Source organism: Pseudomonas sp. KU26590, assembly GCF_026153515.1.
Lineage (GTDB): Bacteria > Pseudomonadota > Gammaproteobacteria > Pseudomonadales > Pseudomonadaceae > Aquipseudomonas.
In genome coordinates, this window is sequence record NZ_CP110644.1 from 3236741 (window position 1) to 3253587 (window position 16847).

Consider the following 16847-nt stretch of genomic DNA (forward strand, 5'->3'; position numbering starts at 1 on the left):
GGTTGAATGAATGAACGCTTTGCTGCCTTCCCGTCTGTGCATCGCTCTGCTGCTGACCAGCACGTTGTTAACGGGCTGCATGGTCGGTCCCGACTACCAGAAACCCAATGCGCCGATCACCGCCACCTTCAAGGAAGCCCAAGGCTGGAAAGCGGCGAGCCCGCAGGATGAGTTGCCCAAGGGGCCGTGGTGGGCGCTTTATCAAGATCCGCAACTGAACGCGCTGGTGTCTCAGGTGCAGCTCAATAACCAGAACGTCGCGGTTTATGCCGCGCAATACCAGCAGGCTCTGGCCCTGGTGCGTCAGTCCCGCGCCGAAGAATTCCCGACGTTGACAGGCACCGGGGCGAGCAGCCGCAGTGAGTCCGCCACCGGCTCGTCGTCCAGCGGGGCAGGGGGTGTGAGCAAGGTGCATTCGGCCACCCTGGACCTGAGTTGGGAGGCGGATATTTGGGGCAAACTGCGCCGCACCAATGAACAGGACCGTGCCAGCGCACAGGCCAGCGCTGCCGACCTGGCCAACGCCACCCTGAGCGCGCAATCGTCGCTGGCGCAGAATTACTTCCAGCTGCGCCTGCTGGACCGACGTATCACGCTGTACCGCGAGACCATTGCCGGCTACGAGCGCTACCTGCAAATCATCCAGAACAAGTATGACGAGCAGATCTCGTCGCGGGCCGATCTGGCGACGGGCAAAACCCAATTGCAGAGCGCCCAGGCCTCGATGCTCGACTTGCAATGGCAGCGTGCCCAGTACGAACACGCCATCGCGTTGCTGATGGGCAAACCGCCGGCGGACTTTGCTCTGGCCGCAGACCCGGCCTGGCAGTACCACGTGCCGGGCGTGCCGTTGGGTGTGCCCAGTCGCTTGCTGGAACGTCGCCCGGACATCGCCGCCGCCGAACGGCAAATGGCCGCTGCCAACGCCGCGGTCGGTGTTGCAACGGCAGCGTATTACCCGGACCTGACGTTGAGCGCCAGTGGCGGCTACCAGAGCTCAACCCTGAGCAACCTGTTCTCGCTGCCCAACCGCTTCTGGTCAATCGGCCCGAGCCTGACCGGCACGATCCTCGATTTTGGCGCCACCCGCGCCAGCGTCGAACAGGCCCGGCATGCCTACGACGCCACCGTCGCGACCTATCGCCAGACCGTGCTGACCGGTCTGGGCGAAGTCGAGGATTACCTGGTCGAACTGCGCACCCTGGAGCCGGAGCTGGAAGCACGGCGCAACTCCGCGCAGTCGGCGGAAGACTCTGCAGCGGTGAGTCGTGATCAGTACGAGGCGGGCGTCATCGACTACCTCGACGTCGCCACCACCCAGGCCACCAGCCTCAACGAACGCCAGACCCTGCTCAACCTGGTGGCCACGCAGCTGATTACCAGTGTTCAGCTACAGGCCGCGCTGGGTGGGTCGTGGGTAACGGAGTGACTTCAGGAGGACCCTGCTTTTGATCTAAGTGGGACCCGCCTTAGCCGGGAAGAGGCCGGTGTGGACGCCATCAATTCTGCGGTTCACACCCAGTCTCACGGATCGCCGCACACCGGTTTTGCGCCAGCCGCTGAAATCCAGGCCAACGCAGAGCCACTGTAGGACCGTGGCTTGTCCCTCGATCTGGCGCGCAGCGGCGGTGATCCGATGAATGCGGAGGGTCAGCAGCATTGGGGTCGCCAGGTTTAACGACTGCTTCGCAGCCGATCGCGGGACAAGCCACGCTCCTACAGATTTTGCGTCTTACCCTGAAGTGTTGGCCGACGAAAAGCTGTTGCAGCAGCGCGCTTGCCCCCGAATGGGCGGTACATCCGACGCATTTTTATCGTCTGTACCGACGCCTTCGCGGGCAAGCGCGCTCCTACAAGGGATCTCCATTCGGCCGAAAATCCGTGGTGTGTGAATGACCGATGGATACCGTCTTGTTAGTGAACGAATAGCCGGTAGACGCATGACTACACACGGATATCTACGGCGAACACATAACCTGTAGGAGCGCGCTTGCCCGCGAACGGGTGGTACATCCGACGCATTTTTATGGTCTGTACCGACGCCTCGCGGGCAAGCGCGCTCCTACAAGGGATCTCCATTCGGCCGATAATTCGCGGTGTGTGAATGACCGATGGATACCGTCTTGTTGGTGAACGAATAGCCCGTAGACGCGTGACTACACACGGGTATCTGCGGCGAACACATAACCTGTAGGAGCGCGCTTGCCCGCGAACGGGTGGTACATCCGACGCATTTTTAACGTCTGTACCGACGCCTTCGCGGGCAAGCGCGCTCCTACACTGGATCTGCGCAGCACACGGAATCTCGGGCGTACGCACGAGCTTCAGCTGAGTCGAGTCAGATATTTGGGGACGGGCTGTTCAGGCAGCACCGACAACACTTTCAGCCGTTGCAGCATCCGTTGACGCGCGCGGTTGAGGTGCTCCTTGAGGTTTAACGCTGCGGCGTCGAATGCGCCGTGCAGCAGTAATTCGAGGATCAACCGGTGTTCGGCCAGCATCGCGTCGTCGGGGCCGATACCCAACTGGCTGTAGAAAATCCGGCTAATGATCATGGGGCTCTGCCCCTGGCGGATCAACGTCGCGATCTTGCGGTTGGTGATGCCCGCCAGGCAGTGGTGATGCAGGTCTTCTTCCAGCCGTTCGATGTCGGCCAGGCTGCACTGTTCAGCGTTCTGCGCGGCGTCGACCCGCGCGAGCATGGCGACCAGGTCGTCCCGGCTCAAGCCCGGCGCGGTCTGGCGCAACGCTTCAGGCTCCAGGCACGCCCGCAGCTCGTAATCTTCGGTCACTTCCCGAGCGGTGAGCGGGCCGGCCAGCCACTGGGAGTAGGGTTCCTTTTCCACCAGCCCGCGATCACGCAAGCGCATCAGCGCCTCGCGCACCACGGCCCGGCTGACGCCGTAGTGTTCGGCAGCGATCTGCTCGTCGAGGCGATAATGACCGAACGCGATGCAGGTCGATAACGCCGCGCCGATTTCATCAAAAATCCGTTCCCCCAGCGGGCGCGTGTCGACCAGTTCTTCGCTGCCATCAAGGCCCAACTGATGATGGGTCAAGGCAAGTCGCACTGGCTCCACCTCGGCGCCGTCGGGGTTGACCAGATAACCGCGGCCGTTGAATCGACTGATCAGACCCTCGTCATGCAGCAGGTCCAGCGCCCGGCGCACCGGCACGCGGCTGGTGCCGAACAGCTCTGCCAGCGGTGCTTCGAGCAGCACCAATCCTTGAACGACGTCACCGTTGACGATGGCATCGCGCAGGACCAGTCGGATCGTGGCGTAGCGGGACGCGGTGCGGGAATCCTCGGCGGACATCGATTTCATACACTTCTCGGAAGGCGGGCGGCGATTCTCGCACAAGACAGAGCGTCACTGCGGGCCACGTCAAAACGCACGGTATTGGAGCCGTTGTTACTTTTTTGCACTAAAACGTACCTTTGCATAAATATCCATCCTCTGTGACATTCATGTGATAACGCTTCCAATCCTGCGCACCCGGTCATGCTTTAAAATCCTGCGAGGTATCTAGCTCGGGCGTCATGGCCCGAAGGCCCGCGCACCCATCGCTCCGCGAATCAGCGTACCCAGACTCTGGCACGCTTTCTGCCTTTACTAAACGTACATTCTCATAATATGTACATTAAAGGGTAGATGAAATGTCTGATGCACGCTTCCCGGATCCGCCCGTTGTCGATGCCCTGGCAATGGCCGAAGCGTTTGCCAACGGAACGAACGACCCGGTACAGGCTCTGGACGCGGCGTTGGAGAAGGTCGCCGCAGTCGATGACGTGTTCATCTCTTTCTCCACCCATCGGGCGCGCCGCGAAGCGCAAGCCTCGGCGGCGCGCTGGAAGGCCGGACAACCGGCCAGCCCGCTGGACGGTGTGCCCATTGCTTGGAAAGACCTGTTTGACGTGGCCGGCAGCCCGACCACCGCGGGCGCTGCGGTGCGCCGTGATTTCGCGCCGGCGCTGCTGGATGCGCAGATCGTCGGCCTGCTGTCACGGGCTGGCATGGTCAGTGTCGGCAAAACCAACCTCAGTGAATTCGCCTACTCGGGCCTGGGCCTGAACCCCCATTTCGGCACGCCGCATAACCCGCGTGGGCATGACCAGCCGCGCATTCCGGGCGGGTCTTCGTCAGGTTCGGCGGTGGCGGTGGCAGCGGGTATCGTCCCCGTCGCCATGGGCACCGACACGGCCGGCTCGATCCGCATCCCGGCCGCCTTCAACGGCCTGGTGGGTTTTCGCAGCAGTTGCCGGCGCTACAGCCGCGACGGTGTCTTCCCCCTCGCGCATACCCTCGACAGTCTCGGCCCTCTGACACGCAGCGTGCGCGATGCCGTGGCCATTGACGACATCCTGCGAGGCCGCTCGAAGCCGACCGCTCTGGTGCCGCGCCCGTTGGCAGGCCAGCGGTTCCGGCTCGATCAGGCGGTCCTTGAGGACGACCGCGTCGAGGCTTCCGTGCGCGACAACCTGCTGCGCTGTGTGAGCGCGATTGAGGCCCACGGTGCCCTGATCGAGGTGCGTCCTTCGCCGGCCTTTCAGGCCACGCTTGATCTAATCCAGCAGCAAGGCTGGCTCGGCGCGGCAGAAGCGTTTGCCCTGCATCAGGCCTTGCTCGACAGCGACGCCGCCGCGCAACTCGACCCTCGCGTACGGCGCCGTCTTGAAGCGGCGCGAGCGTTCCCGGCCAGCCATTTGATCAACCTCTACAGCGCCCGCGAGCGTCTTCAGCAACAGATGAGCGACGAACTCGATGGCGCCTTTCTGCTCACCCCCAGCGTGGCCCATGTGGCGCCGCCGCTCGCCCCGCTGCTGAGCGACGATGACCTGTTCACCCGCACCAACCTGGCCACGTTGCGCCTGACCATGCCGGGCAGTTTGCTGGACATGCCGGGCGTGTCACTGCCCAGCGGCTGCGACGGCCCTGGCTTGCCCACCGGCCTGCTGATCAGCGCGCCGAGCGGCGAAGACTCCCGTTTACTGCGCGCTGCGCTGGCCGTCGAAGCCGCGTTGCGCACCTCCCAAAACCAATGATCCGCTAACTCCGCTGGAGAACGATGATGGCTAAAGAAATCTTGTGCGCCTTTGGTGTCGACGTAGACGCCGTGGCAGGCTGGTTGGGTTCCTACGGTGGCGAGGACTCGCCGGATGACATTTCCCGTGGCCTGTTCGCAGGCGAAATCGGTGCGCCGCGCCTGCTCAAGCTGTTCGAGCGCTACGGCCTGCGCACCACCTGGTTCGTGCCCGGTCACTCGATGGAGACGTTTCCCGAGCAGATGAAGGCCGTGTTCGACGCCGGTCACGAGATCGGCGTGCACGGCTACAGCCACGAAAACCCGATCGCCATGACGCCCGAGCAGGAAGAAATCGTCCTCGACAGATCCATCGAGCTGATCACGCAAATGACCGGCAAGCGTCCGACCGGCTACGTCGCGCCCTGGTGGGAGTTCAGCAAGGTCACCAACGAACTGCTGCTCAAGAAGGGCATCAAGTACGACCACAGCCTGATGCACAACGACTTCCATCCGTACTACGTGCGCGTGGGGGACAGCTGGACCAAGATCGATTACACCCAGCACCCCGACACCTGGATGAAACCGCTGGTGCGGGGTCAGGAAACCGACCTGGTTGAGATCCCGGCCAACTGGTACCTCGATGACCTGCCGCCGATGATGTTCATCAAAAAGGCCCCCAACAGCCACGGCTTCGTCAACCCGCGCCACCTGGAAGAGATGTGGCGCGATCAGTTCGACTGGGTCTACCGCGAGCACGAGCACGCCGTGTTCACCATGACCATCCACCCCGACGTTTCCGGTCGCCCGCAAGTGCTGCTGATGCTGGAGCGTCTGATCGAGCACATCCAGAGCCACGCCGGCGTCAAGTTCGTCACGTTCGATGAAATCGCCGATGACTTCGTCCGCCGTAATCCTCGCCACAGCTGATTGCCCCTTCATTCCGAGGCGTGACCCATGTCCATCTATAACAAACTTGATCTGACTGGCTGGAAACCCCAGCAACTGACTTCCGAAGAAGTCCGCTACGCCACCTGGATCGCCTTCTTCGCGTGGGTCTTTGCGGTGTACGACTTCATCCTGTTCGGCACCTTGCTGCCGGAAATCGGCCGGCACTTTCAGTGGGGCGAAGCGGAACAGGCGGAAATCGCCACCTGGGCGGCGGTCGGCACGGCGGTCATCGCCCTGGCCATCGGGCCGTTGGTGGACCGTCTCGGCCGACGCATGGGCATCATTTTCACGGTCACCGGTTCCGCGATCTGCTCGGCGCTCACGGCGCTGGGCGGGTCATGGGGCAAGTCGCCGCTGATCCTGATCCGCTCCCTGAGCGGGCTGGGTTACGCCGAAGAAACGGTCAACGCGACGTACCTCAGCGAGATCTACGCCGCCTCCGATGATCCGCGCCTGGCCAAGCGCCGTGGCTTCATCTACAGCCTTGTGCAGGGTGGCTGGCCGGTCGGCGCGTTGATTGCGGCAGGTCTGACCGCCGTGCTGTTGCCGGTCATCGGCTGGCAGGGTTGCTTCGTCTTTGCAGCGATCCCGGCGCTGGTCATCGCGTTCATGGCGCGCAAGCTCAAGGAAAGCCCGCAGTTCCAGATTCACCAGCGCATTACCCAGTTGCGCAAGGCTGGCGACGCTGAACAGGCCAAACAAGTGGCAATGACCTACGGGGTGAATTACGAAGAGCACCGCACCGCTGGCATGGGCGCTGCATTCCGTGGCACCTCACGGCGCGCGACGCTGGTGATCGGCGCGGCGATCCTGCTCAACTGGGCGGCGATTCAGGTGTTCAGCGTGCTGGGCACCTCGGTGATTGTCAGCGTGCACCACATCTCCTTCGAGAACTCGCTGATTATCCTGGTGCTGTCGAACCTGGTGGGCTATTGCGGTTATCTGACCCACGGCTGGATGGGCGACAAGATCGGCCGGCGCAACGTGATCGGCCTGGGCTGGATGCTCGGCGGCCTGTCGTTCACCGGCATGCTCTTCGGCCCCAGCAACATGCCGACGGTGGTTGGCCTGTACAGCCTCGGGCTGTTCTTCCTGATCGGTCCGTATTCCGCCGCCCTGTTTTTCATCAGCGAAAGCTTCCCGACCAGCATCCGCGCCACCGGCGGCGCCATTATCCACGCGATGGGCCCGATTGGCGCTGTGGTCGCAGGCTTTGGCGCGACCTCGGTGTTGAGCGCCGGTGGCGACTGGCAGACGTCGGCGCTGTATTTCGGTGCCGTGCCGTGCTTTCTGTCCGGTGTACTGATGTTCGCCGCCCGCCACGTGCGGCCCGAAACCGTCCAATAGCAACCGTCCAATAAGGAGCTGAACATGACTCGCAGAGTAGCGTTGATTACCGGGGCCGCCAGCGGTATCGGCCAGGCCCTGGCGGTGGCGTTCGCGAAGAAGGGCGTCGCGGTGGTGGGCGGCTATTACCCGGCCGACCCCCATGACCCCGAGATCACGGCGCGGTGGGTGGCAGACGCCGGCGGCGAATGTCTGATGGCTGAGCTGGACGTCACCCAGACGGCCTCGGTGGACGCACTGGCCGAGCAGGCGATCAGCCGCTTTGGCCGCATTGATTACGCCGTCGCCAATGCCGGCCTGCTGCGCCGCGCACCGTTGCTGGAGATGACCGACGAGCGCTGGAACGAGATGCTCGATGTCGACCTCACCGGTGTGATGCGCACTTTTCGCGCGGCGGCCCGGCACATGGGCGAGGGCGGATCCATGGTGGCCATTTCGTCGATTGCCGGGGGCGTCTATGGCTGGCAGGACCACTCCCATTACGCCGCGGCCAAGGCCGGTGTGCCAGGGTTGTGTCGCTCACTGGCGGTGGAACTGGCAGCGCGCGGCATTCGCTGCAACGCCGTGATTCCGGGTTTGATCGAGACACCGCAATCGCTGGACAGCAAAAACTCATTGGGGCCGGAGGGCCTCGCCAAAGCGGCCAGCGCCATCCCGCTGGGCCGTGTCGGCCGGGCCGATGAAGTCGCCTCGCTGGTGCGATTCCTGTGCAGCGACGAGTCCAGTTATCTTACCGGACAAAGCATCGTCATCGATGGCGGCCTGACCGTGCGTTGGCCGGAGTAGGGCGCAGCGCTGATCCGCTATTGATTGCGCCACAAGCCGCAGACTGAAAGAGGAAACACCATGCAACTGGTCAACAAACGGGCGGTGATCACCGGCGCAGGCAGCGGCATCGGCGCCGCCATTGCGCGGGCGTATGCCGAGCAGGGCGCGCGGCTGGTTCTGGCGGATCGCGATGCGATTACCCTGGGGCAGACCGCCCAACACTGCCGCGAGTTGGGCGCCGAGGTGGTCGAAAGCGTGGCCGATGTTGGCACCGTCGAGGGTGCGCAGGCCAGTGTCGATGCCTGCGTGGAGCGTTTTGGCGGCATCGATATTCTGGTCAACAACGCCGGCATGCTCACCCAGGCCCGCTGTGTCGACCTGACCCTGGACATGTGGAACGACATGCTGCGCGTCGACCTGACCAGCGTGTTCATCGCCAGTCAGCGCGCCTTGCCGCACATGCTGGCACAGCGCTGGGGACGCATCATCAACGTCGCTTCCCAGTTAGGCATCAAGGGCGGCGCCGAGCTAACCCATTACGCGGCGGCCAAGGCCGGGGTGATCGGCTTCACGAAATCCCTTGCCCTGGAAGTGGCCAAGGACAACGTGCTGGTCAACGCCATCGCGCCGGGCCCGATCGAAACGCCGCTGGTGGCCGGGATCAGCAGCGCCTGGAAAACCGCCAAGGCAGCCGAGCTGCCCCTGGGCCGCTTTGGTCGGGCGGAAGAAGTGGCGCCCGTCGCCGTGCTGCTGGCCAGCGAGCCGGGCGGCAACCTGTTCGTCGGCCAGACCCTGGGGCCGAATTCCGGCGATGTGATGCCCTGATGCACCGGATCGAACAACACAGGAGCGAATAAGCATGTGTGGACTCTGCGGCCTGCTGGGCGAAGACGTGCACTGGAGCGATCCGCTGGGCGACGAATTACCCCGTCGCCGCGAGCGCCTGCGCCGGATTGCCGCGATCAACAAGGTGGTGGCGCCGTTTCGGCTGAAGGTCGAGGACTTTCAGGGCGTGTCCTACCTGCTGCTCGGCGCCACCGGCAAGCAGGAACTGGCCAGCGGCCTCGACCAACTCTGGCAACGGGCCGAGCAATTGATCGGGCGTCCGCTGGACCCCCTCGATGAGCGATTGCTGGACCATCTGGAGCAGCACCCATGAGCATCGCGCTGAACGTCATCACCGGGTTTCTCGGCAGCGGCAAGACCACCTTGCTCAAGCGCCTGCTGCAGGGCGAAACCCTCGGCGACACGGCGCTGCTGATCAATGAGTTCGGCGACGTCGGCATCGATCACCTGCTGGTGGAAGAGGTCGCCCCGGACACCGTCCTGCTGCCCAGCGGCTGTGTCTGTTGCTCGATTCGCGGCGAATTGCGCGACGCCCTGACCGACTTGCTCCAGCGCCGCGCACGGGGCGAAGTGCCGGCGTTCCGACGGATCCTGCTGGAGACCACGGGCCTGGCCGATCCGGCGCCCATTCTGGCGACCATCAACAATGACCCGCACCTGCGCGGCCGGGTGCATATCGGGCTGGTGCTGACCGTGGTCGATGCCAGCCACGCCGCGCTTCAAGAGCGTCTGCACCCGGAGTGGATGGCCCAGGTCGCCGCTGCCGACCGACTGCTGATCAGCAAGACCGACCTCGCCGATGCGGACACGTTGCGAACGCTGCAGCGGCGTTTGCAGTCGATCAACCCTGCGCCGGTGCTGACCACGGATGCCATCCGCAGCGGCGATCAACTGCTGCTCGGTGACGGGCTGCACAGTGATGAGCCCGCCCAGGAGGTCGCGCGCTGGCACCTGATGGGCGTGCGCTCGACAGCCGCCCGTCACGGCGAGGCGCAGGTCTGCTGCCTGACCTTTGAGCGCCCGCTGGACTGGGTCGCCTTCGGGGTCTGGCTGTCCATGCTGCTAAGATGCCACGGCGAACGAATCCTGCGCGTCAAAGGACTGCTTAACGTGAACAACAGCCACGCCCCCGTCGTCATTCATGGCGTGCAGCATTGCCTGCACGCACCGGTGCATCTGCCTGCATGGCCCGGCGGCGACCATCGTTCGCGGCTGGTGTTTATTGTGCGCGGGCTGGACACCGCGCTGCTGCGCCGCTCGTTCGAGGTCTTCACCGAACGCCTGGCGCCGGCGCCCCGGGAAGCGCTGGCATGACGGTGACGCTGCGGGTCCTGGGCACTTCGGTGACCCTGCTTGAATCCCTGCGCGTGCGGGCGGAAGAGGACCTGGGCATCAAGCTGGTGTATCAGGTGCATGACGTGCAGACCGCCCAGCGCATCGCGGTCATGCAGCCCGACAGTTACGACCTCTATGACCAGTGGTTCCACAACGTGGATTTCGTCTGGCCCGCGCGGGCCATCCAGCCCATCGACACGCGCCGTGTCGCCCTGTGGCATGAAATCAACGACCTGCCCAAACGCGGCAGGCTGTCGGCCAGTGACCGGCTCGGCAGCGGCAGCGTGCCCAGCGAACGCCTGTTCGTCCAGCACGACGGCAGCCTCGGCAGCGCGGTGAGTGAGCGGATCAGCATGTTGCCGCTGACCCACAACGCCGACAGTTTCGCCTATCGACCCGAGCGCCTTCCCGCCGGTTTCAGTTCGGCGGACGAAAGCTGGGGCTGGCTGGTCGATCCGGCGTGGTGCGGGCGGGTGGCCTTGCAAAGTGACGCGGCCATTGGCGCGCTGGACGCCGCACTGGCCGTGCAAGGAGCAGGATTGGCGCAGTTCGGCGACATCGGCAACCTGAGCATCGAAGAGATCGACGTGCTGGCGGACATCCTCGTGCGCAAGCAGGGGCAGGGCATGTTCGGCGCGTTCTGGTCTGACGATGAGGAAGCGGCGGAGCTGATGTTGCACCCGACCATCGACATCCAGAGCTTATGGTCGCCGACCCTGGTGCGCTTGCACCGCGCCGGCGTGAAATACCGCGTCGCCGTCCCGCGCGAGGGTTATCGCGGCTGGTTTGGCGGGTTGTCGTTGTCGCGCCATGCCAAGGGCGCGGTACTCGACGCCGCCTACGCGTATCTCAACTGGTGGCTGTCCGGCTGGCCCGGCGCGGTGATGGCCCGCCAGGGTTATTACATCGGCAACCCGGCCCGCAGCCGCGAACACCTGAGCGCGGCGGAGTGGGATTACTGGTACGCCGGGCTGCCCGCCCGCGAACAACTGATGGGCAGCGACGGCCTGCCGTTGATCGACATTGGCGAAGTGCGCGATGGCGGCTCCTACGAGCAGCGCATGGGCCACATCGCGGTGTGGAATGCGGTCATGGATGAACACAACTACCTGGTGCGCCGCTGGGGGGACATCTCGCGGGCAGGGGGCAAAGGCTCACGCAGGCAGTGAAGCGCTCGCGCCGCCAGTGAAGTCGGCTTTCCCGAACCGGCGCACTGGCACGCTCACACAGCCGCAAGCCGTCCGACTCACCGAGAAACACATTCACAAGCATCGATTAGTCATGGACTATAGGCGCCATTTGGCGCGCTCCTCATGGGGCCAGCGCTCGTAGCTTCAGGATTCTGTGAATGAACATCAAGATTGACGCGCTGATCGCCCGCAAGATCGGCTTCGCCTCCCACCAGAACGCCGTTCCCCTCGTGCGTGAATTGAGCCTCTGGAACCAGGAAGAAACCACCCTCGAAGACCTGGTGCTGACGCTGAGCACCGACCCGGAGTTCGTTGAAAGCCGAAGCTGGAATATTGACCGTATCCATGCCGGTGATCGCCTCAGCATCCCTGATCGCGACATCAAGCTGAACGCCGGTTACCTGTCCGGCCTGACGGAAAGCCTGAACGCCGACGTGGTCATGCGCGTGTCCCGGGGCGAGACGGTGCTCGTCGAGCAGCGCTTCCCCACCGAACTGCTCGCCCGCACCGAATGGGGCGGGTTGAGCGCGATGCCGGAACTGCTCGCCGCGTTCTGCATGCCCAATGACCCTGCGGTGGACCGGGTGCTCAAAGCCGCCTCTCAGGTCTTGCGCCGGGCCGGCAAGAAAGACGGCATCGACGGCTACGAAAGCAAATCCCGCACGCGCACCTGGGAGCTGGCTTCCGCCATCTGGTCGGGGGTGTGCAGCTTTCAATTGAGCTATGCGTTGCCACCCGCCAGTTTCGAGCAGCAGGGGCAGAAAATCCGACCGCCGAGTGTGGTGCTGGAAAACGGCGTGGCGACGTGCCTCGATACCGCGCTGCTGTTCGCGGCCGCGCTGGAGCAGGCCGGGTTGAATGCGTTGCTGGTCATGACCAAGGGCCATGCGTTCGCTGGCGTCTGGTTGCAGCCGCAGGAATTTTCCCAGTTGCTGACCGATGAAGCGTCGGCCGTGCGCAAACGTCTCGATTTGAAAGAAATGCTGGTCTTCGAGACGACCCTCGCGACCCAGGCGCCGGCGCCCAGTTTTTCCCGGGCGGTGGCCGCCGCCGAACGCGAGCTCGACGATGAGCAGTTCATCATGGCTATCGACCTGCACCGCGCCCGGATGCAGAAGATTCGCCCGATGGCGCTGGTGTCAGCCGTCCCGGTCGAGGGCGCCGACGAAGCACCGCCCGTGATTGAAGGGCTGGAGGAAGCACCGTCGCTGCCGGGGTTCGATGTCGAGATCAATGAAGACGCCTCGGGCCCGGCGGGAAAACTCACCCTGTGGCAACGCAAGCTGCTCGATTTGACCACGCGCAATCGTCTGCTGCATTTGCCGGACAGCGCCAAAGGTGTGCGTCTGCTGTGCCCCGATCCGGCGGCCCTTGAGGACCTGCTCTCCAGCGGTCAGCGCATCCGCGTGGTGGCCGTCCCTGATTTGAAAAGCAGCGGCCGCGATGAGGCCTTGTATGAACAGCAGAACAACGAAAGCCTGGTCGACGAAGTCGCCCGTCAGGCACTGGCGCGCGGCGAAGTCCTGGCCAGTCTGGAGAAGGTCAAGCTGGAAGCCACGCTGATCGACCTGTTCCGCAAGGCCCGCAGCGATCTGGAGGAAGGCGGGGCCAACACGCTGTTCCTGGCCATCGGCTTCCTGAAGTGGAAGAAAAGCGCTGACGATCCGAAAACCTATTCCGCGCCGCTGATTCTGTTGCCGGTGAAACTCGAGCGTAAAAGCGCCTTGTCCGGGGTCACGCTGAGCCTGCTCGACGAAGAACCGCGTTTCAACCTGACCTTGCTTGAGCTGTTGCGCCACGATTTCGAGCTGCTGATTCCCGGGCTGGACGGGGAGCTGCCCAGCGATGGGAGCGGCATTGATGTTGCCGGCATCTGGAACAGCGTGCGCCGGGCCGTGCGCGATGTGCCCGGCTTCGAGGTGAGCACCGAGCTGGTGCTGGGCACCTTCTCGTTTGCCAAATACCTGATGTGGAAAGACCTGAACGCCAACGCAGCGCAGTTGCTGCAAAGCCCCTTGGTCAAGCATCTGCTGGACCCCGACGCAGCGGGTGAGGGTTTTTCCGGTTCGGCCGAATTCCCCCGGCCCGAGCGTCTGGATGCGTCAGTGACGCCGGCTCAGCTGTTTGCGCCATTGCCGGCCGACTCCTCGCAATTGGCGGCGGTCGTGGCCTCGGCCAACACCCACAGCTTTGTCATGGACGGTCCGCCCGGCACCGGTAAATCCCAGACCATTGCCAACATGATTGCCCACAACCTGGCCCTCGGTCGCCGTGTGCTGTTCGTGGCAGAGAAACGCGCGGCCCTTGACGTGGTGTTTCGTCGTTTGGCTGAAAAGGGCCTTGGCGAGTTCTGTCTGGAGCTGCATTCCAGCAAAGCGTCGAAGGTTGAAGTGCTCAAGCAGCTGGACCGCGCCTGGGACGTGAGTGAAGCGTTGAGCGCCGAGGAATGGGAACGTGAAGCCGCGCGGTTGCAGACTCTGCGCTCACGGCTCAATCAACTGGTCGACGTGCTGCACCGACGCTGGCATAACGGCCTGACCCTGCACCAGTCGATTGGCCGGGTGGTTCGCGACCACGGTCCTCAGACACCAAGGCTGGCCTGGCCAACGGGCACCGAACACGATGGGGCCGAGTACGGCCAGTTGCTGGATCTTGCCCGTCGCCTGGGACTGAATGGCAGCGCCGCCCGCGACCTGTCAGGGAAGTTCGGCGCCCTGGCGCAGACCCAATGGTCGAACGCCTGGCAGGCACAGATCGCCAGCGCCGCACGGGAGGTGCCCCAGGCGCTTGATGAATTGAATGCCGCCAGCGAACGGCTGCTGGCACTGACCCACGTGCCGCTGCCTGTGGCGGAAGTGAAAGAGGTCCGGCAGCTGCATGATCTCGCGGCACTCATTCTTGAATCCCATGGCCTGAACCTGTCGTTTGCCTTTGCACCCGATGCTGCCGCGCGCATCGAAGCGGCCCGGCGCAGTTGCCAGTTGCTCGAGAGCTATCGGGAGCTTGAAGAAAGCCTGTCCCTGGATTACGCCGATGAAGCGTGCCGTCGTGTTCCCGTCGCGCAAATGCGCGGTGAGTGGCACGAAGCCGAGGGCAAGTTCTGGTTCCTGGGGACGCTCGCCCAGAAAAAGGTGGCGAAGCAACTCGCCTCCCTGGGTGGCGCGGCAGGCCTGCCGGACACCGTCGGCGACCTCGCTATTTTTGAACGCCTGCACGCCCAACTGCTGGAGCTGGATGCGTTGGCCAGCGACATGCAGTCGATCCCTGGCTGGCACGGCCTGAAGAGCGACCCGATGCGCACGCTGCAGGCCGTGACCCTGGCCGAGGGTTTGCGCGGCCTGCTGATCGGGCTGGCCGAATCACCCGAGCACCTGGTTGCCTTGCGCGGTGCCGTGGCGCGTCTGGTGATCGACGCAAACGACATGTTGGCGCCGAGTGGGCAACTCGCTTCCGCTTGCTTGACCTTGCAGCAGGCGTTGTCCCGCGCTGAGGCGGCGATAGAATTGTTCGCCGGGTTGGCCTGCACAAGCACTGAAACGTCCCTCAGCGTGGCGACGCTTCGGGCGACGTCACTCGCCATCCAGCAGCAGGAAGAGCAACTCAAGGCGTGGTGCGATTGGTGCCGGGTGCGCGAACAGGCGACTGAGGCCGGCCTGGCCAATCTGGCCCGGGGACTGGAAGCCGGCAGCCTGTTGCCGTCTGCCAGCGAGGAGACCTTCGTCACGGCCTATGCCCACTGGTTCGCGACCCAGGGCATCGACGGCGAACCGTTGCTGCGCAATTTCGTCGCGGCCGAGCACATGAGCGACATCGGTGCATTCGTGCGCCTGGACGACGAGCTGGCGAAACTGACGGTGCGCTATATCCGCGCCAAACTCTGCGGCTTGATTCCTTCGAAGAACGACATCCCCAAGAGCAGCGGCTTTGCGATTCTCAAGCATGAACTGCAGAAGTCGCGCCGGCACAAACCGGTCCGGCAGCTGGCGATCGAGATGGGCGATGCGCTGAATTGCCTGGCCCCGTGCATGCTCATGAGCCCGTTGTCGATTGCGCAGTTTTTGCCCGCCGATCAGCCGCCGTTCGATCTGGTGATCTTCGACGAGGCGTCGCAAATCGCGCCGTGGGACGCCATCGGTTCTATTGCCCGGGGCAAGCAGGTGATTATCGCCGGTGACCCGCGGCAGATGCCGCCGACCAACTTCTTCAACCGGGGCGCGAATGCCGGCGACGACGACACCGCCGAGGACATGGAAAGCATCCTCGACGAATGCCTGGGGGCAGGGGTGCCGAGCCACAGTCTGAGCTGGCACTACCGCAGTCGCCACGAAAGCCTGATCGCCTTCTCCAATCACCGTTACTACGACAGCAACCTGATCACCTTCCCGGCCGCGGAAACCCGCGCCAGTGCGGTGGAGTGGCGCAAGGTCGAGGGCGTGTATGCGAAAGGAAAAGGCCGTTACAACCAGGCCGAAGCCCAAGCCATCGTCGATGAAACCGTCAAGCGCCTCACCGACCCTGCGTTCGTGGCGGCGGGGTATTCCATCGGCATCATCACCCTCAACTCCGATCAGCAGAAACTGATCAACGACCTGCTGGACGCGGCCCGCAAGCAGTACCCGCAGATCGAGCCGTTATTCCAGGACACCCAGACCGAGCCGGTGGTGGTCAAAAACCTGGAAACCGTCCAGGGCGACGAGCGTGACCTGATCATGCTCGGCATTGGCTATGGCCCTACCGAAGCCGGTGCGCCGGTGATGTCGATGAACTTCGGGCCGCTCAACAAGGATGGCGGCTGGCGCAGGCTTAACGTCGCCATCACCCGGTCCCGCCGAGAAATGCTCGTGTTCACCTCCTTCGAGCCGTCGATGATCGACCTCAACCGCACCAACGCGCGGGCCGTGCGCGATCTGAAGCACTTCATCGAGTTCGCCCAGCGTGGGCCGAAGGCGCTGGCCGAGGCGATACAGGGATCGGTGGGCGGTTATGACTCGCCGTTCGAAGAGGCCGTCGCCCAAGGGCTGAGGCGTCTGGGCTGGCAGGTGGTCCCGCAGATCGGCGTGTCACGTTTCCGCATCGATCTGGGCATCGTTCACCCGGATCGCCCGGGCGATTACCTGGCGGGTGTCGAGTGCGACGGTGCCACGTATCACAGCGCGGCGACTGCGCGGGACCGGGACAAAGTGCGCGGGGCGATTCTCACCGGCCTGGGCTGGAACCTGCTGCGGCTGTGGTCCACCGACTGGTGGGTGGATAAGGAAGGGGCGTTGCAAAAGCTGCACACTGCGCTGAACGATCTGCTGGCGGAGTCTCGACGGGACGTCGCTCCCAGCCTGGGCGATGAGGCCGTCGCCGCACTGGATTGAAGCTGACCACGCCGCTGGTCACTTG

Annotated in this window: 11 protein-coding genes; 10 read left to right on the top strand and 1 reads right to left on the bottom strand. The window is 64.0% G+C overall.

The window, feature by feature from the left end:
- Positions 1–10: 10 nt before the first annotated feature.
- Positions 11–1429, top strand: coding sequence for an efflux transporter outer membrane subunit (locus OKW98_RS14050; RefSeq protein ID WP_265385284.1), 1419 nt, complete (start codon positions 11–13; stop codon positions 1427–1429).
- A gap of 895 nt (positions 1430–2324) precedes the next feature.
- Here the strand turns inward: OKW98_RS14050 and OKW98_RS14055 are convergent.
- Positions 2325–3326, bottom strand: a complete 1002-nt coding sequence (locus OKW98_RS14055; protein ID WP_265385285.1) for a GntR family transcriptional regulator — start codon at positions 3324–3326, stop codon at positions 2325–2327.
- 332 nt (positions 3327–3658) lie between these two features.
- On the opposite strand from OKW98_RS14055, the gene OKW98_RS14060 reads away from it, so the two are divergent.
- The 9 genes from OKW98_RS14060 to OKW98_RS14100 all read left to right on the top strand — a co-directional run bounded on the left by OKW98_RS14060 (position 3659) and on the right by OKW98_RS14100 (position 16822).
- The gene (locus OKW98_RS14060; protein WP_265385286.1) at positions 3659–5044 is read left to right on the top strand and encodes an amidase; all 1386 of its coding nucleotides are present in this window, start codon (positions 3659–3661) and stop codon (positions 5042–5044) included.
- Positions 5045–5070: 26 nt separating this feature from the next.
- Positions 5071–5952, top strand: a complete 882-nt coding sequence (locus OKW98_RS14065; RefSeq protein ID WP_265385287.1) for a polysaccharide deacetylase family protein — start codon at positions 5071–5073, stop codon at positions 5950–5952.
- Between the two features lie 27 nt (positions 5953–5979).
- Complete coding sequence (locus OKW98_RS14070) at positions 5980–7320, top strand: MFS transporter (protein ID WP_265385288.1); 1341 nt, start codon at positions 5980–5982, stop codon at positions 7318–7320.
- A 24-nt stretch (positions 7321–7344) separates the two neighbouring features.
- Positions 7345–8106 (top strand): SDR family NAD(P)-dependent oxidoreductase, encoded by a 762-nt coding sequence (locus OKW98_RS14075; protein WP_265385289.1) that lies wholly within the window; start codon positions 7345–7347, stop codon positions 8104–8106.
- Positions 8107–8166: 60 nt separating this feature from the next.
- Complete coding sequence (locus tag OKW98_RS14080) at positions 8167–8913, top strand: SDR family NAD(P)-dependent oxidoreductase (RefSeq protein WP_265385290.1); 747 nt, start codon at positions 8167–8169, stop codon at positions 8911–8913.
- A 34-nt stretch (positions 8914–8947) separates the two neighbouring features.
- On the top strand, positions 8948–9247 hold the full coding sequence (locus tag OKW98_RS14085; protein ID WP_065989066.1) for a hypothetical protein: 300 nt from the start codon (positions 8948–8950) through the stop codon (positions 9245–9247).
- On the top strand, positions 9244–10248 hold the full coding sequence (locus OKW98_RS14090; RefSeq protein WP_265385291.1) for a CobW family GTP-binding protein: 1005 nt from the start codon (positions 9244–9246) through the stop codon (positions 10246–10248). Before OKW98_RS14085 ends, OKW98_RS14090 begins: the two co-directional genes overlap by 4 nt.
- Positions 10245–11438: an ABC transporter substrate-binding protein gene (locus OKW98_RS14095; protein ID WP_265385292.1), complete on the top strand. Its 1194-nt coding sequence runs from the start codon at positions 10245–10247 to the stop codon at positions 11436–11438. The genes OKW98_RS14090 and OKW98_RS14095 overlap by 4 nt, the downstream gene beginning before the upstream one ends.
- 179 nt (positions 11439–11617) lie before the next feature.
- A complete protein-coding gene (locus OKW98_RS14100) occupies positions 11618–16822 on the top strand; it encodes a DUF4011 domain-containing protein (protein ID WP_265385293.1) in 5205 nt (1734 codons plus the stop codon).
- Positions 16823–16847: the final 25 nt, after the last annotated feature.